Origin of the sequence: Psychrobacter sp. M13, assembly GCF_030718935.1 — a bacterium.
In the GTDB taxonomy this organism is placed as follows: domain Bacteria; phylum Pseudomonadota; class Gammaproteobacteria; order Pseudomonadales; family Moraxellaceae; genus Psychrobacter; species Psychrobacter immobilis_G.
In genome coordinates, this window is the sequence record NZ_CP132194.1 from 688,178 (window position 1) to 711,033 (window position 22,856).

25 protein-coding genes are annotated in these 22,856 nt (G+C 41.4%); 20 read left to right on the forward strand and 5 right to left on the reverse strand.

Translation table 11 applies throughout. The features are described 5' to 3' along the window. Positions 1–53 precede the first annotated feature (53 nt). The 5 genes from rpsM (at position 54) to rplQ (ending at position 2,977) form a co-directional block, all read left to right on the forward strand. Positions 54–410, forward strand: a complete 357-nt coding sequence (gene rpsM, locus Q9G97_RS03005; protein ID WP_021813384.1) for a 30S ribosomal protein S13 — start codon at positions 54–56, stop codon at positions 408–410. Positions 411–430: 20 nt separating this feature from the next. Next, on the forward strand, positions 431–820 hold the full coding sequence (rpsK, locus tag Q9G97_RS03010; RefSeq protein WP_201572109.1) for a 30S ribosomal protein S11: 390 nt from the start codon (positions 431–433) through the stop codon (positions 818–820). A gap of 48 nt (positions 821–868) precedes the next feature. Then, a complete protein-coding gene (rpsD, locus tag Q9G97_RS03015; RefSeq protein WP_201572116.1) occupies positions 869–1,510 on the forward strand; it encodes a 30S ribosomal protein S4 in 642 nt (213 codons plus the stop codon). Positions 1,511–1,590: 80 nt separating this feature from the next. After that, positions 1,591–2,598 carry a DNA-directed RNA polymerase subunit alpha gene (gene rpoA / locus Q9G97_RS03020; RefSeq protein WP_201572118.1) on the forward strand — a complete coding sequence of 336 codons (1,008 nt, stop codon included), beginning with the start codon at positions 1,591–1,593 and terminating at the stop codon, positions 2,596–2,598. Between the two features lie 19 nt (positions 2,599–2,617). Next, entirely contained in the window at positions 2,618–2,977 is a 360-nt protein-coding gene (rplQ, locus tag Q9G97_RS03025) for a 50S ribosomal protein L17 (protein WP_201572120.1), read from the forward strand. Positions 2,978–3,091: 114 nt separating this feature from the next. Here rplQ and Q9G97_RS03030 read toward each other — a convergent pair whose 3' ends face one another. Both Q9G97_RS03030 and Q9G97_RS03035 read right to left on the reverse strand, forming a co-directional pair. Next, positions 3,092–3,709: an L-threonylcarbamoyladenylate synthase gene (locus Q9G97_RS03030; RefSeq protein ID WP_201572129.1), complete on the reverse strand. Its 618-nt coding sequence runs from the start codon at positions 3,707–3,709 to the stop codon at positions 3,092–3,094. Positions 3,710–3,832: 123 nt separating this feature from the next. After that, entirely contained in the window at positions 3,833–4,528 is a 696-nt protein-coding gene (locus Q9G97_RS03035) for an elongation factor P hydroxylase (RefSeq protein WP_305899667.1), read from the reverse strand. 152 nt (positions 4,529–4,680) lie between these two features. Here Q9G97_RS03035 and Q9G97_RS03040 point away from each other — a divergent pair, with 152 nt between their 5' ends. The 6 genes from Q9G97_RS03040 (at position 4,681) to lysM (ending at position 9,279) form a co-directional block, all read left to right on the forward strand. Then, positions 4,681–5,268, forward strand: coding sequence for a DUF177 domain-containing protein (locus Q9G97_RS03040; RefSeq protein ID WP_305899668.1), 588 nt, complete (start codon positions 4,681–4,683; stop codon positions 5,266–5,268). A gap of 302 nt (positions 5,269–5,570) precedes the next feature. Continuing rightward, positions 5,571–5,753 carry a 50S ribosomal protein L32 gene (rpmF, locus tag Q9G97_RS03045; protein ID WP_010196743.1) on the forward strand — a complete coding sequence of 61 codons (183 nt, stop codon included), beginning with the start codon at positions 5,571–5,573 and terminating at the stop codon, positions 5,751–5,753. Positions 5,754–6,215: 462 nt separating this feature from the next. Then, entirely contained in the window at positions 6,216–7,181 is a 966-nt protein-coding gene (gene fabD / locus Q9G97_RS03050; protein ID WP_305899669.1) for an ACP S-malonyltransferase, read from the forward strand. Next, the gene (gene fabG, locus Q9G97_RS03055; protein WP_305900254.1) at positions 7,172–7,906 is read left to right on the forward strand and encodes a 3-oxoacyl-ACP reductase FabG; all 735 of its coding nucleotides are present in this window, start codon (positions 7,172–7,174) and stop codon (positions 7,904–7,906) included. The genes fabD and fabG overlap by 10 nt, the downstream gene beginning before the upstream one ends. A 294-nt stretch (positions 7,907–8,200) precedes the next feature. Continuing rightward, entirely contained in the window at positions 8,201–8,437 is a 237-nt protein-coding gene (acpP, locus tag Q9G97_RS03060) for an acyl carrier protein (RefSeq protein WP_201572156.1), read from the forward strand. A 332-nt stretch (positions 8,438–8,769) separates the two neighbouring features. Beyond that, the gene (gene lysM, locus Q9G97_RS03065; RefSeq protein WP_201572158.1) at positions 8,770–9,279 is read left to right on the forward strand and encodes a peptidoglycan-binding protein LysM; all 510 of its coding nucleotides are present in this window, start codon (positions 8,770–8,772) and stop codon (positions 9,277–9,279) included. Positions 9,280–9,393: 114 nt separating this feature from the next. Here the strand turns inward: lysM and queG are convergent, their stop codons facing one another. After that, positions 9,394–10,569, reverse strand: a complete 1,176-nt coding sequence (queG, locus tag Q9G97_RS03070) for a tRNA epoxyqueuosine(34) reductase QueG (RefSeq protein WP_305899670.1) — start codon at positions 10,567–10,569, stop codon at positions 9,394–9,396. Positions 10,570–10,748: 179 nt separating this feature from the next. On the opposite strand from queG, the gene Q9G97_RS03075 reads away from it, so the two are divergent. Continuing rightward, positions 10,749–12,539: an NAD(P)H-hydrate dehydratase gene (locus tag Q9G97_RS03075; RefSeq protein WP_305899671.1), complete on the forward strand. Its 1,791-nt coding sequence runs from the start codon at positions 10,749–10,751 to the stop codon at positions 12,537–12,539. Positions 12,540–12,595: 56 nt separating this feature from the next. Here the strand turns inward: Q9G97_RS03075 and Q9G97_RS03080 are convergent, their stop codons facing one another. Then, on the reverse strand, positions 12,596–13,099 hold the full coding sequence (locus Q9G97_RS03080) for a DUF4124 domain-containing protein (RefSeq protein ID WP_305899672.1): 504 nt from the start codon (positions 13,097–13,099) through the stop codon (positions 12,596–12,598). A gap of 1,074 nt (positions 13,100–14,173) precedes the next feature. Between Q9G97_RS03080 and Q9G97_RS03085 the strand changes: the two genes are divergently transcribed. The 8 genes from Q9G97_RS03085 to Q9G97_RS03120 all read left to right on the forward strand — a co-directional run bounded on the left by Q9G97_RS03085 (position 14,174) and on the right by Q9G97_RS03120 (position 21,776). Then, on the forward strand, positions 14,174–15,886 hold the full coding sequence (locus Q9G97_RS03085; protein ID WP_201573718.1) for an acetolactate synthase 3 large subunit: 1,713 nt from the start codon (positions 14,174–14,176) through the stop codon (positions 15,884–15,886). Continuing rightward, positions 15,886–16,380: an acetolactate synthase small subunit gene (ilvN, locus tag Q9G97_RS03090; protein ID WP_201572172.1), complete on the forward strand. Its 495-nt coding sequence runs from the start codon at positions 15,886–15,888 to the stop codon at positions 16,378–16,380. The genes Q9G97_RS03085 and ilvN overlap by 1 nt, the downstream gene beginning before the upstream one ends. A gap of 153 nt (positions 16,381–16,533) precedes the next feature. After that, positions 16,534–17,550, forward strand: coding sequence for a ketol-acid reductoisomerase (ilvC, locus tag Q9G97_RS03095; protein ID WP_305899673.1), 1,017 nt, complete (start codon positions 16,534–16,536; stop codon positions 17,548–17,550). A gap of 273 nt (positions 17,551–17,823) precedes the next feature. After that, a complete protein-coding gene (locus Q9G97_RS03100; RefSeq protein ID WP_305899674.1) occupies positions 17,824–18,249 on the forward strand; it encodes a hypothetical protein in 426 nt (141 codons plus the stop codon). A gap of 308 nt (positions 18,250–18,557) precedes the next feature. Then, positions 18,558–18,770 carry a cold-shock protein gene (locus tag Q9G97_RS03105; protein ID WP_201572179.1) on the forward strand — a complete coding sequence of 71 codons (213 nt, stop codon included), beginning with the start codon at positions 18,558–18,560 and terminating at the stop codon, positions 18,768–18,770. Positions 18,771–19,059: 289 nt separating this feature from the next. After that, positions 19,060–19,656 carry a DUF421 domain-containing protein gene (locus Q9G97_RS03110; RefSeq protein WP_305899675.1) on the forward strand — a complete coding sequence of 199 codons (597 nt, stop codon included), beginning with the start codon at positions 19,060–19,062 and terminating at the stop codon, positions 19,654–19,656. A 374-nt stretch (positions 19,657–20,030) separates the two neighbouring features. Beyond that, the gene (locus Q9G97_RS03115) at positions 20,031–20,780 is read left to right on the forward strand and encodes an electron transfer flavoprotein subunit beta/FixA family protein (RefSeq protein WP_201572183.1); all 750 of its coding nucleotides are present in this window, start codon (positions 20,031–20,033) and stop codon (positions 20,778–20,780) included. Between the two features lie 63 nt (positions 20,781–20,843). After that, positions 20,844–21,776: an electron transfer flavoprotein subunit alpha/FixB family protein gene (locus tag Q9G97_RS03120; RefSeq protein WP_305899676.1), complete on the forward strand. Its 933-nt coding sequence runs from the start codon at positions 20,844–20,846 to the stop codon at positions 21,774–21,776. A 113-nt stretch (positions 21,777–21,889) separates the two neighbouring features. Here Q9G97_RS03120 and Q9G97_RS03125 read toward each other — a convergent pair whose 3' ends face one another. Further along, positions 21,890–22,693 carry an RNA methyltransferase gene (locus Q9G97_RS03125; protein WP_305899677.1) on the reverse strand — a complete coding sequence of 268 codons (804 nt, stop codon included), beginning with the start codon at positions 22,691–22,693 and terminating at the stop codon, positions 21,890–21,892. Between the last annotated feature and the right edge of the window lie 163 nt (positions 22,694–22,856).

Sequence of the window (22,856 nt, forward strand, 5' to 3'; positions counted from 1 at the left end):
ACTTATCATTTTTATAATAGATAATTTTGTTTTTCTTTAATGGAGAGAAATCAATGGCTCGTATTGCCGGTGTTAACATTCCGGATAATAAGCATGCTGTTATTTCACTAACTTACATCTTTGGTGTAGGCCGTACCACTGCTCAGAAAATCTTAGAAGCTGTTGGCATTGCCCCTACTACTAAAGTTAGTCAGTTAGATGATACGCAGTTAGATGCTATCCGTGCACAAGTTGCAAACTATATGACTGAAGGTGATCTTCGTCGTGAAGTTTCAATGAATATTAAGCGTTTAGTTGATCTTGGTTGTTACCGTGGCATCCGTCATCGCCGTAACCTGCCAGTTCGTGGTCAGAATACTAAGAACAACGCTCGTACGCGTAAGGGTCCTACACGCCCTCTCAAAAGATAATTAACTTAGGAAGCTAAAAGATGGCAAAAGACACTCGCAGTCGCAAAAAGGTGGCTCGTCGTTCAGTATCGGAGGGCATTGCCCATATCCATGCGTCTTTTAATAACACCATTGTTACGATTACCGATCGTCAAGGTAATGCATTGGCTTGGGCCACTTCAGGTGGACAAGGCTTCCGTGGTTCACGTAAATCTACACCATTTGCAGCGCAGGTTGCAGCTGAGGTCGCTGGTAAAGCGGCTCAAGAGTATGGTGTTAAGAATGTCGATGTTTTGGTCAAAGGACCAGGACCGGGTCGTGAGTCTGCGGTAAGAGCACTAGGTGCATTGGGTTATAAAATTAACAGCATCTCTGATGTAACCCCAATCCCACACAATGGTTGCCGTGCGCCGAAAAAGCGCCGCGTCTAATATTAAAGACGAAGCTTTTTATTATAAAAGCTTATAGGAGACATAACAATGGCCCGTTATATTGGACCAAAACTGAAATTATCACGTCGCGAAGGTACGGACTTAGGTCTAAAATCTGGCGTGAAGCCGTATGATGTAAAAACCAAAAAAGCTGGTCGTCCACCAGGTCAACACGGTGTAAGCCGTAATAAGACTTCGGAATATGCACTACAGTTACGTGAAAAACAGAAAGTTAAGCGTATCTACGGTGTACTCGAGCGTCAGTTTGCTAACTACTATAAAGAAGCTGCTCGTAAGCGCGGCGCTACTGGTGAGAACTTGCTAGCTATGCTAGAGAGTCGCTTGGATAATGTGGTCTATCGCATGGGCTTTGGCTCAACTCGCGCAGAAGCCCGTCAGCTCGTTAGCCATCGTTCTATTATGGTAAAAAAAGCTGGCCGTGATGAGTTTGTTCGTGTGAACATTCCATCAATCCAGTTGCAAGATGGTGATGTCATCGCCGTTCAAGAGAAGTCTCGCGAACAACTACGTATTCAAAACGCATTAGAGCTTGCGTCACAACGTGGTATTCCAGAATGGCTAGATGTTGATAACAGCAAATTACAAGGCACATTTAAGCATGCGCCTGATCGTATCGATCTACCTGCTGAAATCAACGAAAGCTTGATCGTTGAGCTATACTCTAAGTAAGTAACGTCTGCTCAATGTTATGAGAATAGCATTGAGCGATCAACGTTAATTAAACCAGTTAAATAAATCGAGGTGACATCATGATGCTAAATGCAACTGAGTTTCTAACGCCGAATGCCATTAATGTGGATACGGTCAATGAAACGATTGCCAAAGTCACACTCGAACCGTTAGAGCGCGGCTTTGGGCATACCTTAGGGAATGCTTTACGTCGTATCTTGTTATCTTCATTACCTGGTGCTGCAGTCATCGAAGCTGAGATTGATGGTGTTGACCATGAATACTCTACTTTAGAAGGTCTGCAAGAAGACGTGCTTGATCTGCTTTTAAACCTTAAAGGCTTAGCAATCACCCTTCATGATCAAAATGAAGTATTTTTGACCTTAGACAAACAAGGTCCAGGCATTATCACTGCTGCAGACATCACTTTGCCGCATAACGTCGATATTATCAATCCAGAATTGGTACTAGGAACGCTAAGCGAGCGCGGTCATCTTAAGATGCGTCTGCGTGTAGTTATGGGTCGTGGATATGAGCCAGCAAACCAGCGCCGTGAAGATGGTGATACCAAAGCGATTGGCCGCTTAAAGCTTGATGCAAGCTTTAGCCCAGTGCTACGTGTTGCTTATCAAGTTGAGAACGCTCGTGTTGAACAGCGTACTGATCTTGATCGTCTTATCATTGAGCTTGAAACCAATGGCACTATCGATCCAGAAGAAGCAATTCGTAAAGCTGCTACTATTTTACAACAACAGATTTCTATCTTTGTTGACCTAGAAGCTGAAGAAGCGCCTGAGCCTGTGAAAGAAAAAGAAGAGGTTGACCCAGTGCTACTACGCCCTGTGGATGATCTTGAACTAACGGTTCGCTCAGCCAACTGCTTAAAAGCTGAAAACATTTACTATATCGGTGATTTGGTACAGCGTTCAGAGACTGAACTACTAAAAACCCCAAATCTTGGTAAGAAATCATTAACCGAAATCAAGGACGTACTAGCGTCTAAAGATTTAGAGCTCGGTATGCGCCTAGATAACTGGCCACCCGCTGACTTACGTGTTGATGATCGCTTCTCTTATCGTAGCCGTTAAACTTTAAGGATTTTTGACTATGCGCCATCGTAAGAGTGGAGTGAAGCTGGGTCGTACCGGCAGTCATCGTAAAGCTATGTTCCAGAACATGACCAACTCATTATTTGAGCATGAACTGATCAAAACGACTTTACCAAAAGCTAAAGAATTGCGCCGTGTTGCTGAGCCATTGATCACTATGGCTAAAGAAGACAGCGTTGCTAATCGTCGTTTGGCATTTAGTCGTATGCGCGATAAAGCTATGGTAGGTAAACTATTTGGTACTTTGGGTCCACGTTATCAAACGCGTCCAGGTGGCTATTTACGTATTATCAAATGTGGCAATCGCGATGGCGATAACGCACCTATGGCCTATGTAGAATTAGTTGATCGCGACTAATTTTATAGACTTTATTGTCTAGTACGTTCTACTGTATAAATAGCAAAAAGCGCCAATCAATTGGCGCTTTTTTTTGTCTAAAATAATTTGTAGAAGGCTTAAGTCAAGGTAACTCTAAATCAAGCTACTAACGTCAGCAGCCCCTTGTCTAATGATTTCTACCTGAGAGCTTGTCATATCGACAATGGTGGTCAGCTTAGTAGTCTGAACACCTGCATTAATAAGACCATCTATCTGGTTACCTAACGCTTCTTCGATATCGAAAGGATCATCCATCACTTCATCACTATTTGGTAATATCAATGAGCTGGTCAAAATAGGCTCATCCATCGCTGCTAATAATGCCTGTGCAATAGGGTTGCTTGGCACTCGAATACCAATGGTTTTTTTCTTGGCATGGGCAAGCTTTTTCGGCACATCTTTAGTGGCGTTTAGAATAAAAGTTATGGGTGCAGGAGTGTGCGCTTTTAGTTGTTTGAACTGAATATTATCTACTGCTGCATAGTTGGCAATTTCACTTAAGTCGCGGCACAGTAGAGTAAACTGGTGCTTATCGCTAAGCTCACGAATTTGCTTCAGCTTCTCCAGCGCATCTTTTGATCCTAGACGGCAGCCAAAGGCGTAGCTGGTATCTGTTGGGTATACTATTAACTTATCTTGGCGTAAAAGTTCGACGGCCTGTTCAATAAGGCGAGGTTGTGGGTTCTCAGGATGTATGTAAAAGGTTTCCATAATAGCTCCAAATTATTTTTTCTTACTGCAATAAGTATATCTTCAAACTAAAGTCAGATAATAGTGCTTAGCCGTTATTATTAGTAGGAAAACGTTAAAGAGATAAGCGAAGGCTAAGTTTCTCTATTGAATATATTTGATATGCAAAAATAGTAGTGCCCACAACAAAGTTTTAGCATCGCTAGGTAAGCTTTGTGGATAATCAATGTAATATTGTGCTTGGTTGTAAACATCAGTAGCAAAGGTGCTATCGGTAGTATCAAAAGAGGCAAATAGATTGTCTTGTGATACTCGAAAGTTTCTCTGACAGGCGAAGGTAAATAAACACTCTAACGCTTGCGGTTTAATTTCTACGCGCTCAAAGGCTTGTTGTTGTGCTTTATTGCGACCATCAGCAGCATACCAGTAGCCGAAGTCGCTAAGCTTGCGCCGCTGCTGACCTGCGACACACCAATGGCTGATCTCATGCAAGGCGCTAGAAAAGAAACCATGAGCAAACTCGATACGAGCGGGACTAGAGCTTGTAGCAGGGAAATACTCAGGCTCGCCCGCACCACGTACCAGTACTACCTTTTGCTCAGCAAATAGAGTGTCAAATAGTTTAATAAGCCAGTCGGTTGCAAGCTGCTCAATATCCTTTATAGAAGATAGTTTTGTATTCAAAGAATCTGCGTTGTTAGCTATCGCTTGCTTGATTATAGTCTGCTGCCAGTTTTTATTTTCATCACTAATGTGCCTATCAAGCCGGTTTAATAGATCTATAGCCGTTTTATAGGGCAATAAAGTAGTAAAATCTAGGGCGGTAGAGTCAGATATCATAAAGGATTATAACGATTTTATAGAGCTGATAAAGATCAAAGGGATATCAGAAATAGGTCAGTATTGGTAACATACTAGCGCTAGCGTCATAACGGACTTTGGGTTAGTATGGCAGGCAATATTATACACCTTTTTGATCGTTGAGAGCGCTTATGTCAAACTCTAATAGTAACCAAGCTGATGCTCAATCTAGCAGTAATTTAGCAGCCAACCCAGCAACCATGCCTCAAACTATCTCCTTAGACAAATGGGCAGATACAGGTTTTGAGTGGGCAGGAGGCGTTGCTCCAGCATCATTTGAGCGTTTGGCTAGTACCTTGACGGATGAGCATGAGCAAACCAACTTACAGCTCAGTACGACTTTGTACCGCCGTAGCAATGTGCTGCATTTGGCCTTTACCTTAACGGGTGATGTTTGGTTGACTTGTCAGCGTTGTCTACAACCGATAGCTATAGACTTAAGCGATGACTATGATATTGCCCTGCTAGAGGATGAGAGTCAGGTCAACTTGATTAATGAAGAGCAAGATTATCTGATACTAGATGAAATCATTACCGAGCCTGCTCCTGAGTGCCTGCTGCCTGTCAAAAAGTTAGTAGAAGATGAGATACTGCTAAAAACCCCGCTTGCGCCAAAGCATGAAGACTGTGAAATGACTGTCGACCAAGTTGGTGATATCCCTGAGGAAGAAGTCGAAAATCCTTTCGCAGCACTGTCTTCTTTGAAAGGTAAACTATAAGCGTTTTAGCTAAATAACGCCTTTTATAAAAGTCTCAGCTATAGGGCTTTATTAATTGGCTAAATATGCGTATAATGTCCCGTTTATTGCATTCTGACAATACACTGTTTACTAGGCACTACTGATCAAACCGATTTATCCATAGAATTTTGGTTCGATCAACTGCTTGAGCAAATAGTCACCTTTTAATTCGATGATAAGTCAACTTATGGCAGTGGTTAACTCAACTATCTTGTAAGCCTAAGTCCTTATTCATCCAAGCTGAATTTAAGCTTATCCATTTTAAGTATAGGAGCTATATCATGGCTGTTCAAAAAAGTCGTAAAAGCCGTTCGCGTCGTGACATGCGCCGCTCGCACCATCGTATGGAAGTGGCTGAGCTAAGTGTAGATGCCACAACTGGTGAAAAACATCGTCGTCATCACATGACTAAAGATGGTTTTTATCGTGGTCGTCAGTTATTTAAAGTCAGTCAAGACGCTTAAATTATTAGCTAGTGATAGTTGATCGATAGTGAGCTAGTTGCGATTATAGTTATGAGTATTTAGCTTAGTATTTTTCATCTAACATTTAGGTATGATAATTAAGTCAAAAAAGCCAAGTTACTTTGTTGTCCTAAATTAGGTCAATGGATAGCTTGGTTTTTTGTTGTCTAGAGTATTGCTAATTGTTATTTCACAATAATCTTATACAACGCTACGTTTTCTACTTTTAATATATCTGCTTTTAAGATAATAATGCTCTAACGGCTTATTTTGATGTTGTATCCTTTCATCCTTGACTAGGATAATAGTGCCTAGCAGTGTATAGTTTGCTATCAAGCCTAGTATTATCTAAACCTAGCATCAATTAAACGTAGTATTCATTAGATATAGTATTAACCACTTATAATAAAGAATTCTTATCCATTAAAGAGATCTCTGCAATTTACTTAAGGAATATTGGCTATGGCATCAGCATCTGATACCGCATCACCTACCGCACGCATTGCAATAATTTTCCCAGGACAGGGCTCACAAGTATTAGGCATGACAACTGAGCTTGCCGAGCTATATCCGCAAATAAAAGAAACTTTTGCTGAGGCAAGTACAGCGCTTGGCGAAGATCTATGGGAGATCTGCCAAGATGAAGAGCGACTCAATCAAACTCAGTATACTCAGCCCGCCCTGCTAGCAGCCAGTATCGCTATTTGGCGAGTACTACAAGGTAAAATCACTACAAAGCCTTGTTATTTAGCAGGTCACTCATTAGGTGAGTATAGCGCTCTTTGTGCTGCTGGCGTATTGTCTTTGGCAGATGCTATTCAATTGGTACATAAGCGTGGCCAATTGATGCAACAGGCAGTAGAAGGTATCGATACCGCGATGGCTGCGGTATTAGGTCTAGAGGATCAGAGAGTTGAGACTTTATGTGAGCAAGCGACTGAACATGTCGACGGCGCTATTGTTGGTGCAGCAAACTTTAATAGCCCAGGGCAAGTAGTGGTCTCTGGTAATGCTGTGGGAGTAAATGCGGTCATCGACAAAGTACAAAATACGGGTAAGAAGGCTATCTTACTTAAGGTGAGCGTGCCCTCACATTGTGCTTTGATGCAACCTGCTAGCCAAGCACTTGCTGAGGCACTGACCGAGATTCAATTTGATCAAGCCATTATTCCAGTGATTCAAAACCGTCATGCTCGTGTCGAAACTAACTCTCTAGGTATCAAGCAAGCCTTGACCGAACAATTAAGCGAGCCAGTATTGTGGTCGAAAACCATGCAAGAATTGGTAGATAAACAAATTAATGTTTTAATTGAATGCGGTAGCGGTAATGTGCTGAGCAATCTTGCCAAGCGTCAGGCTCATCCTATAGCCAGCTATCCTACTGACAAGCCAGCTCGCTTAGATAAATTAATGGAGGTATTATCATGAGCCGTACGATTACATTAGTCACGGGTGCCAGCCGCGGCATCGGTAAAGCCGTCGCCAAACGCTTTGCAAAAGAGGGTCACTTTGTTATTGGTACTGCTACCACTGAAAAAGGTGCAGCACTGATAAATGACTATTTGCATGATTCTGGTGGTATTGGTCGAGTATTAGATGTACGCGATGGTGCTCAAATTGATAAGCTATTTGAAGAAATTGAAAGCGTTTATGGCGCAGTACAAGTACTCGTGAATAATGCTGGTATTACCCAAGATGGGCTACTGATGCGTATGAAAGATGAAGATTGGAGTAACGTTATTGATACCAATTTATCATCTGTATATCGCATGAGTAAACGGGCTATACGTGGCATGATGAAAGCGCGTCGCGGCCGTATTATTAATGTCAGCTCTGTTGTGGCGCAGATGGGTAATGCTGGACAGTCTAACTATGCTGCGACTAAAGCGGGCGTCGAAGGTTTTAGCCGTACGTTAGCTCGTGAGATTGGCTCGCGTCAAATTACAGTTAATAGCGTAGCACCAGGTCTTATCGAGACTGACATGACCGATGAGATGGACGAGCGTCTGCTTAACTCTATGCTGGATGCTGTGCCTATTGGGCGTTTGGGTCAGCCAGAAGATATCGCTGCAGCAGTGTTATTCTTAGCCAGTGATGAAGCCAGTTATATTACAGGCGCTGTCATTCCCGTCAATGGTGGCATGTATATGTAACCTTAATAAATGACCTTTGATAAATAAATAACATTTGCCACATAAAATTCTTTGTGAACGAGTGTAAACTATTATTAATGATGATATAATAACGGCTACTTTTATGGCAAAGCCTTTTATTACAATCTAGTCTCAGCTAATATTGAATTATAATGATATTAGCTGTAGGATGTTTAGAGTATAGGTTTTGACATAACGTACCTTATTTTATATAAGTTCTATATAAGCCATTAGCTGTATAATAAAGCTAAATGGTCATTTTTTTAAATTCTAATCTATAACGGAGTATATTTTATGAGTAACGATACTGAGCTAAGAGTAAAATCAGCAGTAGCAGAGCAGCTAGGTATGAATGTTGAAGATATCAGCAACGAAGCTTCTTTTATGGAAGATCTTGGTGCTGATTCTTTAGATTTAGTTGAATTAGTAATGTCATTTGAAAGTGATTTTGGTATTACTATTCCTGATGAAGATTCAGCTGAGCTTACTACTGTGCAAAAAGCAATTGATTATGTAAACGCTCAATTGTAATACGCTGTTTTATAGTAGATTTTGCTAGACCGTTTATCTTCGCAGATAAGCGGTTTTTTTTGTGGCTAAATATTTTATGGATTATTAGTCACTATTGAACATTGCTGATTACCCTTAACATAAGCTGATTTTTCTTAACATTATTCAACATACTCAACCTATGCAAAGTAACAAGGTTTGTTATACTAATTTTCAGTGATAATAATTGAAAGTGATAATTTGAGCTTATTTGATAGCTCTAAGGCCGTTTTAATAATTTTGTTAGGTCACATTTTTTATTATCATTAGAACAATTTATACCCCTCAATAACAACAATTTAAGGAATAATTAAATGGGAATGTTCAGTTTTGCAAAAGATATTGGTGATAAAATTTTTAATCGTGACGATGCTAAGCATGATGCGAAGGCAGAGACCAAAGCTGCTGCTAATACGCAAGTAAAAGCTGATGAGCCATCTGCGCAGTCTGTAGCTAGCTTATTATTACGTCGTATTCAGCAGCAGAATCTAAATATCAGCGACCTAAAAGTAAAATATAATGGCGCAACTGACACCGCCGAGATCAGTGGTACCGCAAAGACACAAGCAGACCGCGAAAAAGCCATTATCGCTATTGGTAACGTACAGAATGTCGCAAAAGTTATTGACAATATCGACATCGAAGAAGATGCTCCTGAATCGACTATGTACACAGTAAAATCTGGTGATAGCTTATCTAAAATCGCCAAAGAGGTTTATGGTTCAGCAGGTGATTATATGAAAATATTTGAAGCCAACAAGCCAATGTTATCTGATCCTGATAAAATTTATCCAGGTCAAGTACTGCGTATTCCTAAGCCATAAGCTAATAGCTCTTAGCTAAGCACTTAAAGTTTTAATATATATTTAAAAACGCCTGTTAATAATTAATAGGCGTTTTTTATGTCTGTCTATTTACGTGCTTGTCTATTTTAATCGCTATTTAACATGATTAAGTTTGCGTTTTTGCTCTTCAATTGCCCAATCAATATGCTCATCTAATATCTCGTTATGCAGATTCAATTTAGATTGTAAGTGTTCGATGTTCATCAAGCTAGCATTAGCATTGCCTAAACCAATTGAGATGTTGCGCAAAAAATTAACATAGCCCGTACGCCTTAACGGACTGCCTTCAGTAAATCTTAAAAATTCGGTCTCAGTCCAACGCCATAGCTCAATCAAACTACTTTCATCGAGCTTATGCCTAGGGGCAAAGTCATCGACTGCGGTCAGCTGCGCGTAGCGATTCCACGGGCATATTAGTTGACAATCATCACAGCCAAACACGCGATTACCAATAGCACGTCGATACTTAAGATCAATGACGCCTTCATGCTCTATAGTTAAATAAGAGATGCAAGCGGCTGCATTAAGCTCGTGTGGCGCAACAATAGCCTGAGTTGGGCAAATATCAATACAAGCGCTACAGCTACCACAGTGCGCCTCGACAGGCTTATCATCAGGCAACTCAAGGCTGATAAATAGCTCACCTAATACAAAGAACGAGCCTGCTTGTTTATTAAGCAGCAAGGTATGTTTGCCCGTCCAGCCGAGTCCTGCTGCGTCCGCTATGGGCCGCTCAAAAATCGGCGCGGAGTCACTGAAGGGTCGAAAGACAAAATCAGTTTCAGCGCCAATATTCAAGTTTTGCCACTCAGGTAGCTTAGATTCTATCAATAAAGCCAATTGTTTGAGCCGACCACGCATGGTTTTGTGATAGTCGCGACCACGGGCATAACGGGCGATAATGCCATGGTTGGGTCTACTGTCATCTTCAACCGTGCGCGGCTTTGGTGCTTGGGTTAAGTAATCCATGCGTACGCTAATGATAGTTTTGGCACCAGCTACTAATTTGTCAGGATTGGCCCGTAGCTCATGATTGTTATGCATAAACTGCAATTGACCTTCATAGCCTTTAGCAAGCCACTTTTGCAATTGGACTATTTGCTGCTGAAATAAAGGATGATGTACCGATAAAAATCCGCAGTCAGCGAAACCCAAAGCTTGTGCTTGCGCTTTGATCCACAGCTTGACGTCTTGAGCGCTTGCAAAAGAGCTTGGATTTAGTACGGTTATGTTGCCGGCCGTAGTCGCTGTTGATAATATTTTAGTCATAAAGGTCGGTTAGCTAATAACGTGATTGTTAGAATAGTTGTATAAATAGGACGATACCAGTCATTATAACAGCTAATAAATAGCTATTGACCCTCTATGGTAATCCGTCTATCTATAGCAAGCCGTCTAAGCTTTTGTTAGGATGATGACAAGAATGATAAAAATATAAAGGACGAGTTATGCGCAGTAAAAAATATCTATCGGCGGCTATGTCGAGCATGCTACCTGTTGAGTTATACACCAGTGAGCAAGTCTACTCGATAGAACAAGCATGGTTTGCACAGGGCTATGATAGTTTTGCTCTTATGCAACAAGCCGCTTGGCAGATGACTCAGCACATTGTGCAATTAGCAGCACAAAACCATAGTCATCTAAAAGCGACGTTAGCGCAAAGTAGTACTTTATTGACGCGCAACGATAAGCAACCGACTGCTAGTATTTGGGTCGGTTGCGGTAATAATGGCGGTGATGGCTGGTTGATTGCTTATTACCTACAGCAGGCAGGCTGGCGAGTGGAAGTGATAACGGTCGGTATTAATAATAATATTGGGTTTGATAAAGATAAAGACTTAACCGATGCAGCAAAAGCTAAACAAATAGCCATAGATGCTAACGTACCTCATCAAAGCTTCGAAGACCAATACGATGAGAGCTCTAAGAGTATGGATCACTTGCAAGCGGATGTTTATATCGACGCGTTATTCGGTATTGGTCTTGATCGCGCGCCCACGGGTATTTATCAGCAAGCTATTGAGACTTTTAATAAAGCTACCGATTCTCACGCTAGTCATAGCAAAAAGTTGGTAGTTGCAGTCGATATTCCCAGTGGCCTAGTAGCTTCAACGGGACAAGTATTCAAGCAATCAGCCGTCCAAGCGGACATAACACTGTGTTTGATTGCTCGAAAATTTGGCTTACATACTAAAGATGGTAGCGACTATGCAGGCATGGTCATTGATATTCCTTTGATACCTTTTGAACCAGTTGAGCCCGCTGCTACATTACTTAGCACTGCCCAAAGTTTGGCAGCGCGGCATAATAACAGCTATAAAGGCAGCTACGGTCATGTGTTAATTATTGGTGGTAATCAAATAAATGGCTCACAAGGGATGGGCGGTGCGGCAATACTCGCCTCTGCTAGTGCAATGGCGACTGGTGCGGGCAAAATAACAGTCGCTTGTCACAAGGCTTTTCACGGAGCAGTGCTAAGCTCGCAACCAGACGCTATGGTTATTGATTTGCATGATCAAGATGGGGTCAACCATTTAATTAAAGAGGCTAGCGTTGTCGCCATTGGCATGGGACTGGGTCGTGATGATCAAGCCAAAGCACTGTTTGTTAGCTATGTACAAGCTGTGATACAACAAGGTTGCGCCCTAATTATCGATGCCGATGGTCTGTATCATCTAGCGTCCCTGCAAGCTGATGGTCACCAACTAGTCAGAGATCTAAAAGCATATAGCTCAACTCAGCGAGTCTGTTTGACCCCACACAGTGGTGAGGCAGCTAGATTATTAGATAAACAGATTTCAGTGGTAGAGAATGATCGACTGACTGCTATCAAGCAATGCGCCACAACTTATGGCGGTGATTGGGTACTAAAAGGCGCAGGGTCGCTGGTACTGGAGCAGTTGCCAAATAAACCAACTCAAATCTACGTCTGCGCTGTTGGTAATGCAGGTATGGCAACGGCTGGGATGGGTGATGTACTATCTGGGGTAACCGCTGGACTATTAGCACAGCAAGATCTGACAGAGGCAATGCGTAGCTTGTCGCAAGCAGTGCTGATTCATGGGCTGGCAGGCGACTTATTAACAAACCAATTGACTTATCCTATTAGCACCTTTTTATATTATGATGCGAATACTATTACAAGTAACAAGCCAAAAACCCTGATAGGGCAGCGCGGTTTGCAGGCACAAGATATGCCTGCGGCTGTCCGTCAGGTGATAGATTTGGTTACAGAATGATTAGCACTAAGCATAACAGGAGCTAAATATAGCTATAAGATTATCTGAGCTGTCAATTAGCTACAATATTGGCTGATTGCTTTTTGTACGCGCTCACTTTTCAGCTCAATTTCACGACTATCAAGATATTGGCGTTTGCCACTAGCATCCATCTCATAGATACGACCACCGACATTGAGGTTGGTCAAGTTATTACGTAGAGATTGACAGCGCTGAGCATTAGCCTGTGCTTCTTGATCTTTAATACGAGCCTCTAGCTGGGCTACCCGTTGATCTTCAGCGCTTTGAGTGGGCTCGTTTTGATTGGATTGCGTTTTACCTGCCATTTGACCTGCATTATTTTGGCGACCATCACTACGAAACTCAATGAGATCAAAGTTTTTATTATCTCTTGGTTGATGCTGGCTGTATTTTACTTCGCCGTGAGCACCAATAGATTTATAGACTTGCACAGCATAACTATCGCTGATTGATAGCGCCCATAGACTCACTGCTACTAGACATAGCGCTATTAAGCCTACTGGTTTTGCCATGTCATTCGTTAAAGATACTTGTGCCATAATAGCTATCCTGTCAACTGAAAGTAAAAGTGCTATAGGTTAGGGTGTGTCAAATGGTCAAACACGTCTCAATATAATAGCCATTTATCGGTCAAAATAATATAATTATAAACGTAATAAGAAAAGCAGTATGGCTAATAGCAATACTAGAGCGCTTAATTTTAGCAAATAAAGGTTAGCAATGCTTATTAAATAACTTTTAGTTGGCAGACCCTATTATAAGTTTTTCTTGACAATAGTGGCTAAAACCTTGAAAATATTGGCAGTTGGTTGGTCAGTGAGCGGCATTTATATTTTGCCGTAACACTTGAAGACAATAATTATTAGATGACTTATCGGTGATTTAATAGATTTTGTTTTCTTTGTGACAGTACTCTAATACAACAGCAGTCATCACGATGGCTGATTATTAGTGCTATTTGTCAGCGGACTTATCGGTCTACAATGACTAAGATAAACTTATTATTGACATGTTTTATACCTTATTTTGAGATGTTCGCTGATGTCTATATAGCGCAAGCACAAAAACATAATAGGGCTAACGATATATAATTTTGCATATACTTGTTTTAAGACTATAACCTTTTGGTTAAAGTTTTAAATTGGATCGCAACTTTTATACTATTATTAGGTCATTAGTTTTTAGGGTATTAAAAGATATTAAGCTGATAATAAGACTCTATTATAGGTGCACTCGCATCTAGTCGCTGTATCCGAAATATTCCATTACAAAGCTGACCGTAAATTCGCTGTGGTTTATTAGCAGATAATGAGCTATTCATTTTTAATAGCCTTCTACTGGTGTCTAGCGAGAACCTATTCTTATATGGACAACGACGAGTAAGCTTTCTAGGTATTCATCTAGCAATTAATAATGACGGACTAGTGAAAGTACTGAAAAACCATGCCTGTCTATCTATGTCAACTATGCCGAAAAAAAAGGTGATGATAATGACACAAGCGACGCAAACGACCCAAAGTCCAAACATGACTGGACATAGACAAGCAGCTCATGCCGCCAAGCACTTTCCTGAAAAGCAAGAGCAACTTGCCGAGGAAGGTCATGCTCCTGTAATGATGTCTGGTGCTGAGATGCTAGTACAGTCGCTAACCGATGAAGGTGTCAAATACATCTTTGGTTATCCCGGCGGCGCGGTCCTTCATATCTATGATGCGCTATTTCAGCAAGACAACATCGAGCATATCTTAGTGCGCCATGAGCAAGCTGCAGGCCATATGGCTGATGCTTACTCGCGTGTCACTGGTAATACGGGTGTGGTACTTGCAACTTCTGGTCCTGGGGCAACTAATACGGTTACGGCTATCGCAACTGCCTTTATGGACTCGGTGCCTATGGTTGTCCTAGCTGGGCAGGTACCTAGTAGTTTAATTGGCGAAGATGCGTTTCAAGAGACTGACATGATCGGTGTCTCACGTCCTATCGTCAAGCATAGCTTTCAGGTGCGTCATGCCAGCGAAATTCCAATGATCGTCAAAAAAGCTTTTCATATTGCCAAGTCTGGTCGTCCAGGTCCTGTTGTTATCGATATCCCTAAAGACATGACCGCGCCTAGCGAAAAGTACGTTTATGAGTATCCAAGCGAAGTGTTTGTCCGCTCGTATCAGCCTTCTATAAAAGGTCATAGTGGCCAGATCAAAAAGGCCGTCGAGACCTTATTAGCTGCTAAGCGGCCAGTAGTCTATTCAGGTGGTGGTGTCATATGGAGTAATGCTCATGAGGAGCTGCGAGATATCGCCCATCGTTTAAACTTGCCAGTGACTAATACTTTGATGGGTCTAGGCGCTTTTGATGGTTTTGATGAGCAGTTCTTGGGTATGCTAGGTATGCATGGCACTTATGAGGCCAACATGAGTATGCATCACGCAGATGTTATTTTGGCTGTAGGGGCGCGTTTTGATGATCGCGTCACTAACAATGTCAAAAAATTCTGTCCCAATGCAACTATTATTCATATCGATATCGACCCCACTTCAATCTCAAAAACGATCTTTGCTCATGTGCCTATCGTTGGCGATGTCAAATCAGTATTGACTGATATGTTAGAGATCATTGGCACTGATAAAGAGCTTGATCAGCCCGCATTAACGGATTGGTGGTCGCAGATTAATGAATGGCGCAAACGTCATGGCTTGCGTTATGACACTAGCACTGAGAACGGGATTAAACCGCAAAGCGTTGTAGAAGCGCTTTGTAGAGTGACCAATGGTAACGCTATTATTACTAGTGATGTCGGTCAGCACCAGATGTTTGCTGCACTTTATTATACCTACAGAGAGCCACGCCAGTGGCTAAACTCAGGTGGTCTTGGTACGATGGGCGTCGGTTTGCCCTATGCTATGGCGGCCAAACTAGCTTGTCCTGATCGTGATGTGGTCTGTATCACAGGCGAGGGCTCTATTCAGATGAATATTCAAGAGCTATCGACTTGTCTGCAATATAATCTGCCTGTTAAGATATTGAATATCAATAACGCGCAGCTCGGCATGGTAAAGCAGTGGCAGGATATGCTCTATGAGGCGCGTCATGCGCAGTCTTATATGAATTCACTACCAGATTTTGTCAAATTAGCTGAAAGCTACGGTCATGTCGGTATCAAAATTACTGATCCTCAGACTATGGAAGCTCAGATCGCCGAAGCTATGGCAATAAAGGACAAACTAGTATTTATTGATGTTTATGTCGATCGTAATGAGCATGTTTATCCGATGCAAATTGCGGGACAAACTATGCGTGATATGTGGTTAACCAAAGGAGAGCGCACCTAATGCAACAACATCTGATTTCGGTATTGATGGAAAACGAAGCAGGCTCGTTGTCGCGAGTGGTAGGACTGTTCTCTCAACGCGGCTACAATATTGAGACTCTAAACGTCGCACCGACAGACGATCCCAGTATTTCTCGTTTGACTTTGACGACTATTACTTCGCCTGAAAAGATTGAGCAAATTACCAAACAGCTGCATAAGTTGATAGAAGTGGTCAAAGTGCTTAATCTATCAGATACCGTACATGTTGAGCGCGAGCTGATGCTCATAAAAGTACGCGCCACTGGTAATGTTCGTGAAGAGATCAAGCGTAATGCCGATATTTTCCGGGCGCAAATCGTCGATGTTAATGCTAATATCTATACGATTCAAATCGCTGGTGATGCTGCTAAACTTGACGGCTTTATTGATGTTCTAGGTCGTGAACGTATTCTAGAAGTGGTACGCTCAGGCGTCATTGGTATCGCTCGCGGTGAAAAAACACTCAGCATTTGATACTGAGCGTCTAACATATGCTAGACATTCATATTTATAAACTAACTTAACGCTTATAACGCACCTTTTTTATAGAAACTGTCTATAAAAAAGGTGCGTTATAAATATTTTACTATCCATGGCTCTCCATGATTGAGGAAAAGGACTCTACCTATGAACGTTTTTTATGACAAAGATTGTGATTTATCTATTATCCAAGGTAAAAAAGTAGCTATCATTGGTTACGGCTCACAGGGTCATGCCCATGCGCTAAACCTGCAAGAGTCTGGTGTCGACGTAACTGTTGGTCTACGCGCTAATTCAGGCTCATGGAAAAAAGCTGAAAACGCAGGCCTAAAAGTTGCTGAAGTTGCTGATGCGGTAAAAGCGGCTGACGTCGTAATGATCTTGACGCCTGATGAGTTCCAAAAAGAGCTATACCAAAACGAGATCGAGCCGAATATTAAAGATGGCGCGACTCTTGCTTTTGCTCATGGTTTTGCGATTCACTATAATCAAGTTGTACCACGCAGTGACTTAGACGTGATTATGGTTGCACCAAAAGCGCCAGGTCATACCGTACGTAACGAGTTCACTAAAGGTGGCGGTATTCCTGATCTTATCGCGATTTATCAAGATGCGTCGGGTCAAGCCAAGCAGTTAGCATTATCTTACGCAGCAGGCGTAGGTGGTGGTCGTTCAGGTATTATTGAGACTACTTTTAAAGATGAGACTGAAACTGATCTATTTGGTGAGCAAGCAGTCCTTTGTGGTGGCGCTGTAGAGCTTGTCAAAATGGGTTTTGAGACGTTAACTGAAGCAGGCTATGCACCAGAGATGGCTTACTTTGAGTGCTTGCATGAGCTAAAACTCATTGTTGATTTGATGTATGAAGGCGGTATCGCTGACATGAACTATTCAATCAGTAACAATGCTGAATATGGCGAATACGTGACGGGTTGTGAGGTTATCAATGAGCAATCACGCGAAGCTATGCGTAATGCCTTGAAGCGTATCCAGTCTGGTGAATACGCTAAAATGTTCATCTCTGAAGGAGCTACTAACTATCCTTCAATGACTGCTCGTCGCCGTAACAACGCTGAGCATCCAATCGAAGTCACTGGTGCTAAATTACGCGCCATGATGCCTTGGATCGGTGGCAATAAAATCATCGATAAAGACAAAAACTAAGACAAAAACGCTTTAGTTTAGCAGTAGATTTTTTGATTTAGTAAAGATTAAACCCATGTTGTCAACTTGATAGCATGGGTTTTTTAGTGGGCTCTATTATTAGAGCTAAGAGCATTATATAAGCTGTCATTACGATAACGCTTGAAATTTGCTAAGAGCTACCTAATATAAACAGCTTTGCTGCATTTATTAGTAAGTAGCTGAATAATGGCTATTTACAAGTTCACCATTCTTGTTACTCTTTATTTCTCATTTTAGACTATAGGTTGTACTGTGCAAATATCTTTTCCAGACTGGCTGACCCCGCAATTTGCTTATATTACTTTTAGTGCGCTAGTTGCCGTGCTGATTTGGATAGAAGGGGAGATGCTCAGGCGTAATGATGGCAAGCTACCCAAGTCTAAGCTATTTCAAATCGCATCATTATTAGATACCTCTTGGTTTTTTGTATCAGTGGTGATGTTATATATTATTGACTTAACCCCACTTGCCGCTGCCGTTCCTGCCGCTTATGGTATTTATACTGTGTTTGGTTGGATTTATGGCACACGCTTGCTCAAACTCAAAGGCATACCTGATTCAGCAGCAGATTTAGTCGTACCTTCTAAGTACATCGCTTATAGCCAATCGTTTGCTTTAATATTTTTTGCCTTGTGCTCATTGGTGCTGGCATCGCCTTGGTTGCCTTTGCCAAACTAAGGCTAGATTGCTATATAGAAGCGATCTATTGAGAAAATTATAGGCCTAAAAACAGGCAGAATTATCTAAGAATATGATGCTAATACTGGTCTTAAATTTTTTACAAAACGGTTTAATTTAGCCTATCTTTGATTATAAAAACTGCTATACTACAAGGGTACTTAAGCGATTTAAGGCTGGAATAGTACTGTATCATTGGGATAGAGTGTTATTTAGTTTTAGCATTCTGCTAATAGATCGAATAAGTATTTGTCAATTAATCGGTAATGACACACGTCTTGCCAACCGTTAAAGAGTTAGGAAAATTTATGTCAGATAAAGTTGAAGGTACTGTAAAGTGGTTTAACGAAGCTAAAGGTTTTGGTTTTATCGCACAAGATAATGGCGGCCAAGATGTATTCGCTCATTATAGCGCTATCCAAGGTGGTGGTTTCAAAACTCTAGCCGAAGGCCAAAAAGTATCTTTCGTTTTAGGTGAAGGCAAAAAAGGCCCACAAGCTGAGCAAATCGAAGCCCTTTAATTCTTATAGCTATTGAATATGATCCGCTCTATTTATTAGCATTAATTTTAAAACGTTAGATTACTTTGTTTGTTAAAACAAAAATATTGTCTAGACTGTATCGCGAAAGCAACCTAATAAGAGGTTGCTTTTTTTGTGCTAAATTTTTGTACAACACGCCCTATTTGTAAGTCTTGTTAAATTATTGCCAAAAGAAAGCAACACGCCCGACTAACAAACTCCTCTATAATTAATAATTAATAAAAATGTTTAAACGCACTAAATCAAGGGTAGGGTATAGGAAGGTTTTATGGAGTGGCAAGCTTGGTTCTTGATTGATTGGCAGCAAGTCATTGGCATAGCGCTGTCAGTGATAGGGTTTTATTTCTGTTTAATATTGTTCACACGCATCGTTGGGTTGCGAAGTTTCTCAAAACTGTCCAGCTATGATTTGGCCATGACCGTCGGTATTGGTAGTATTCTGGCGTCTACTGTATTGTCAAAATCTACATCGCTATTACAAGGCGTATTTGCGATCGGCATGCTATTTATGCTGCAAGCGCTACTCTCTATTATGAGACGCAAGTTTAAGCCTTTTAAAGCCTTGATAGACAATCAGCCTATCATTTTGATGTCTAATGGCGAGTACCTCTGGGATAACCTAAAAGAAGCTAAGCTCAGCACCAATGATATCAAACAAATATTGCGTCAAAATGGGATTAAATCTAAATCAGAGGTATTTGCAGTCATTATGGAAACGACAGCGAATATAAGCGTGATAAAAACTAGCGATATTAGCCCTGATTGGTCGTTGTTTGATGATATTCGTGACAACGAGATCTTAGTGACGGCTTATAACAATGGCGTCAAACAAAAAAGCAATGTTGAAGTGTTTTCTAAAACATAACAAAACGTTAAGCAAATTAAAGCACAGTGATGCTATAAAGGGTTACCATTGTTATTAACAAGGTTATAACTTATAAAACAAGGCTATAACTTCTAAGATATAATCGAAATTTTCAAGAATATTTGTAGCTTACAAAGCTTGTGTTTGAAAACAGTGATAAATTTATGACCGATTATTCACCGCCTCGTCTTGACCTTGTAGATGCTCTCACGCAAGATAGTCAGGTCTAGTAAACACAGTCAGAAAAATCATTAGCCACTAGTTATTACAAAATGAGCTAAATAGCTTAATTATAAATTTACGTCTATAACATAAGACTTTTTATTTATTTTTTAATTCAAAATTTACATTTATATATAACAAAAGAGGAACGTATGAAAGCATTAGTAGCGGTCAAGCGCGTTATCGATTATAACGTAAAGGTAAGAGTAAAAGCCGATCATTCAGCGGTCGATTTATCCAACACTAAGATGTCTATCAACCCGTTTGATGAGATTGCCGTAGAAGAAGCGGTTCGTCTAAAAGAAGCCGGTATCATTGATGAAATTATCGTCGCATCTATTGGTCCAAAAGAGTCGCAAGAGCAGATTCGTGCAGCATTAGCGCTTGGTGCAGATCGTGGCGTATTGGTTCAAACAGATGATAAGCCTTATCCATTACAAGTGGCTAAAATCTTAAAGAGCATTGCTGAGTCTGAAGCGACTGATATCATTCTTTTGGGTAAGCAAGCTATCGATGATGATAATAACCAAACGGGTCAGATGCTGGCGGCGTTGATGGGTATTGGTCAAGGTACTTTTGCCTCAGAGGTCAAAGTTGACGGCGATAAAGTAAACGTCACTCGTGAAGTTGATGGTGGCTTGCAAACCGTAGCTTTATCGCTACCTGCGCTAATCACTACCGACTTACGCTTGAATGAGCCACGTTATGCCAAATTGCCTAACATTATGAAAGCTAAGAAAAAGCCACTTGATGAGAAAACTCCTGCTGACTTTGGCGTAGATATGAGCTCTAAGCAACAAATCATCAAAGTTGAGCCACCTGCTGAGCGTAAAGCTGGTATTACAGTAAAATCAGTAGATGAGCTAGTAGATAAGCTCAAAAATGAAGCAAAAGTCATTTAATTGAGCCGCTAGTTGAATAGGCTAATCTTATAAGATAATACGAATAAATAAAGGATAATAATCATGGCAGTTTTAGTATATGCAGAACATGACAATGCCAGTCTAAAAAAGGCAACGCTTAATACGATCGCTGCTGCCAAAGAAATTGGTGGCGATATTCATGTATTAGTTGCAGGTAGTGGTAACCAAGCTGTGGCTGATGAAGCGGCAAAAGTTGAAGGCGTGACCAAAGTGCTAGTCGCAGATAATGCCGTGTATGAGCATCAGTTGGCTGAGAATATCGCGCTATTGGTTGCTGATATCGCAGGCGACTATAGCCATATTCTTGCGCCTGCTACTACGACTGGTAAAGGCTTTATGCCACGTGCAGCTGCCTTGCTGGATGTAAGTATGTTGTCAGAGATTACCAAAGTAGTCGATGCACAAACCTTTGAGCGTCCTATCTATGCAGGTAATGCTACAGCTACGGTCAAGACTTCAGAAGATAAAGTAGTGCTCACGGTGCGTGCGACTGCTTTTGATCCTGCTGCAAGCGAGGGTGGTTTAGCGACTGTTGAGGCTATCGATAATGTGCAACAGTCTGATAAAGCTACTTTTGTGTCTGAAGAGATGGCCAAATCTGATCGTCCTGAGCTGACTTCAGCATCCATTGTGGTATCTGGTGGTCGAGCGCTGGCGAATGGTGAGAACTTTACCAAATACATTGAGCCACTCGCTGACAAATTAGGTGCCGCTATCGGTGCTTCACGTGCAGCAGTCGATGCCGGTTACGTCGCTAACGATATGCAGGTCGGTCAAACAGGCAAAATCATCGCCCCTGATCTGTATATTGCTGCTGGTATCTCAGGTGCTATCCAGCATCTAGCTGGTATGAAAGACTCTAAGGTTATCGTCGCTATCAATAACGATCCAGATTCACCTATCGCTAGTGTAGCGGATTATTTCTTAGAAGCCGATCTATTTGATGCCTTGCCTGAGCTGACTAGTAAAGTTTAATTATTCATTATGATCGCTCAATTTAATTACTGAGCTTTATACCGTCTTATAAATAAAAATCCCGCTATTACTAATAGCGGGATTTTTTTAGAATTAGTTTTTTGGCCAATACTTTATGAATATTGCCGTTGTCGTAGCGTCTCATAAAGACAAAGCGCGCCAGCAATCGCTACATTAAGGCTCTCCTGTCCATTGGGCTGGGGTAGGGCAATAGGAGTAGCGCATTGCATTAATTCATCACAGACGCCTTGACCTTCATGTCCCATGATCCACGCTACAGGCGCACGTAGATTATGTTGATAAATGAGCGTATCGGTATGTGAGCTGGTTGCTAATAAAGGAACTTGTACTTTATCTAAGATATCTTGGCTACTTAAGCCCTCATAAATAGTCAGAGCAAATTGTGCGCCCATGCCCGCCCGTAAGGTCTTTGGTGACCACGCTTGCGCAGTGGCATTAGTACAGAGCACCGTACTGATACCTACCGCTGCAGCAGTGCGCAATAATGTACCAACATTACCACTGTCCTGTACATCATTTAGCACTAAGCAGTCGGTCGTAATAACAGGCAAGACGGGCGCTGGTATATCAATGATCGCCATAATATCAATACCTGAGCCTAAGCTACGGATGCTCTTGTATAACGAGTCTGATAAAGTCAAAACATCAATATCTGTGGTTAAGCGACTCAATATCTGCTGCACCTCAGGATGCGATTTTGCTGATTCTGAAACCAATATTTGTGCAAAGCGACAGCCATGACCCAGCGCCGCATCCAATAAGTGCACCCCTTCAAGCACCGTTTGCGCCAGCTTATTACGCTGGCGTGCTTGTGATAATAAAGCCTTGAATAGCTTTACGGTTTGATTTTTATCAGAGGTGATCAAATCGTCAGGTCGATGTAGGTCTGCTGTCATAGTGAACCATATAATGATAAAAACAAGTTTAAGGGATTAGGGTCTGTTGAACATTCGATCATGGCACTGACAGAGACTATTTTTTAGGCGATTCTAGATTAAAAATATCTAGTTTAGCATCCTAAGCGGATCTTTTTAATGACGAATCGGCAAAAAAGAGTCC

Coding starts and splice junctions, on each gene's coding strand:
- rpsK (WP_201572109.1), top strand. CDS start 431: ATGGCAAAAGACACTCGCAGTCGCAAAAAGGTGGCTCGTCGTTCAGTA.
- Q9G97_RS03030 (WP_201572129.1), bottom strand. CDS start 3,709: ATGGAAACCTTTTACATACATCCTGAGAACCCACAACCTCGCCTTATT.
- rpoA (WP_201572118.1), top strand. CDS start 1,591: ATGATGCTAAATGCAACTGAGTTTCTAACGCCGAATGCCATTAATGTG.
- Q9G97_RS03105 (WP_201572179.1), top strand. CDS start 18,558: ATGTCAGATAAAGTTGAAGGTACTGTAAAGTGGTTTAACGAAGCTAAA.
- Q9G97_RS03080 (WP_305899672.1), bottom strand. CDS start 13,099: ATGGCACAAGTATCTTTAACGAATGACATGGCAAAACCAGTAGGCTTA.
- Q9G97_RS03120 (WP_305899676.1), top strand. CDS start 20,844: ATGGCAGTTTTAGTATATGCAGAACATGACAATGCCAGTCTAAAAAAG.
- rplQ (WP_201572120.1), top strand. CDS start 2,618: ATGCGCCATCGTAAGAGTGGAGTGAAGCTGGGTCGTACCGGCAGTCAT.
- Q9G97_RS03040 (WP_305899668.1), top strand. CDS start 4,681: ATGTCAAACTCTAATAGTAACCAAGCTGATGCTCAATCTAGCAGTAAT.
- Q9G97_RS03075 (WP_305899671.1), top strand. CDS start 10,749: ATGCGCAGTAAAAAATATCTATCGGCGGCTATGTCGAGCATGCTACCT.
- lysM (WP_201572158.1), top strand. CDS start 8,770: ATGGGAATGTTCAGTTTTGCAAAAGATATTGGTGATAAAATTTTTAAT.
- Q9G97_RS03125 (WP_305899677.1), bottom strand. CDS start 22,693: ATGACAGCAGACCTACATCGACCTGACGATTTGATCACCTCTGATAAA.
- acpP (WP_201572156.1), top strand. CDS start 8,201: ATGAGTAACGATACTGAGCTAAGAGTAAAATCAGCAGTAGCAGAGCAG.
- fabD (WP_305899669.1), top strand. CDS start 6,216: ATGGCATCAGCATCTGATACCGCATCACCTACCGCACGCATTGCAATA.
- ilvC (WP_305899673.1), top strand. CDS start 16,534: ATGAACGTTTTTTATGACAAAGATTGTGATTTATCTATTATCCAAGGT.
- Q9G97_RS03115 (WP_201572183.1), top strand. CDS start 20,031: ATGAAAGCATTAGTAGCGGTCAAGCGCGTTATCGATTATAACGTAAAG.
- rpsM (WP_021813384.1), top strand. CDS start 54: ATGGCTCGTATTGCCGGTGTTAACATTCCGGATAATAAGCATGCTGTT.
- rpsD (WP_201572116.1), top strand. CDS start 869: ATGGCCCGTTATATTGGACCAAAACTGAAATTATCACGTCGCGAAGGT.
- Q9G97_RS03085 (WP_201573718.1), top strand. CDS start 14,174: ATGATGTCTGGTGCTGAGATGCTAGTACAGTCGCTAACCGATGAAGGT.
- queG (WP_305899670.1), bottom strand. CDS start 10,569: ATGACTAAAATATTATCAACAGCGACTACGGCCGGCAACATAACCGTA.
- ilvN (WP_201572172.1), top strand. CDS start 15,886: ATGCAACAACATCTGATTTCGGTATTGATGGAAAACGAAGCAGGCTCG.
- Q9G97_RS03110 (WP_305899675.1), top strand. CDS start 19,060: ATGGAGTGGCAAGCTTGGTTCTTGATTGATTGGCAGCAAGTCATTGGC.
- rpmF (WP_010196743.1), top strand. CDS start 5,571: ATGGCTGTTCAAAAAAGTCGTAAAAGCCGTTCGCGTCGTGACATGCGC.
- Q9G97_RS03035 (WP_305899667.1), bottom strand. CDS start 4,528: ATGATATCTGACTCTACCGCCCTAGATTTTACTACTTTATTGCCCTAT.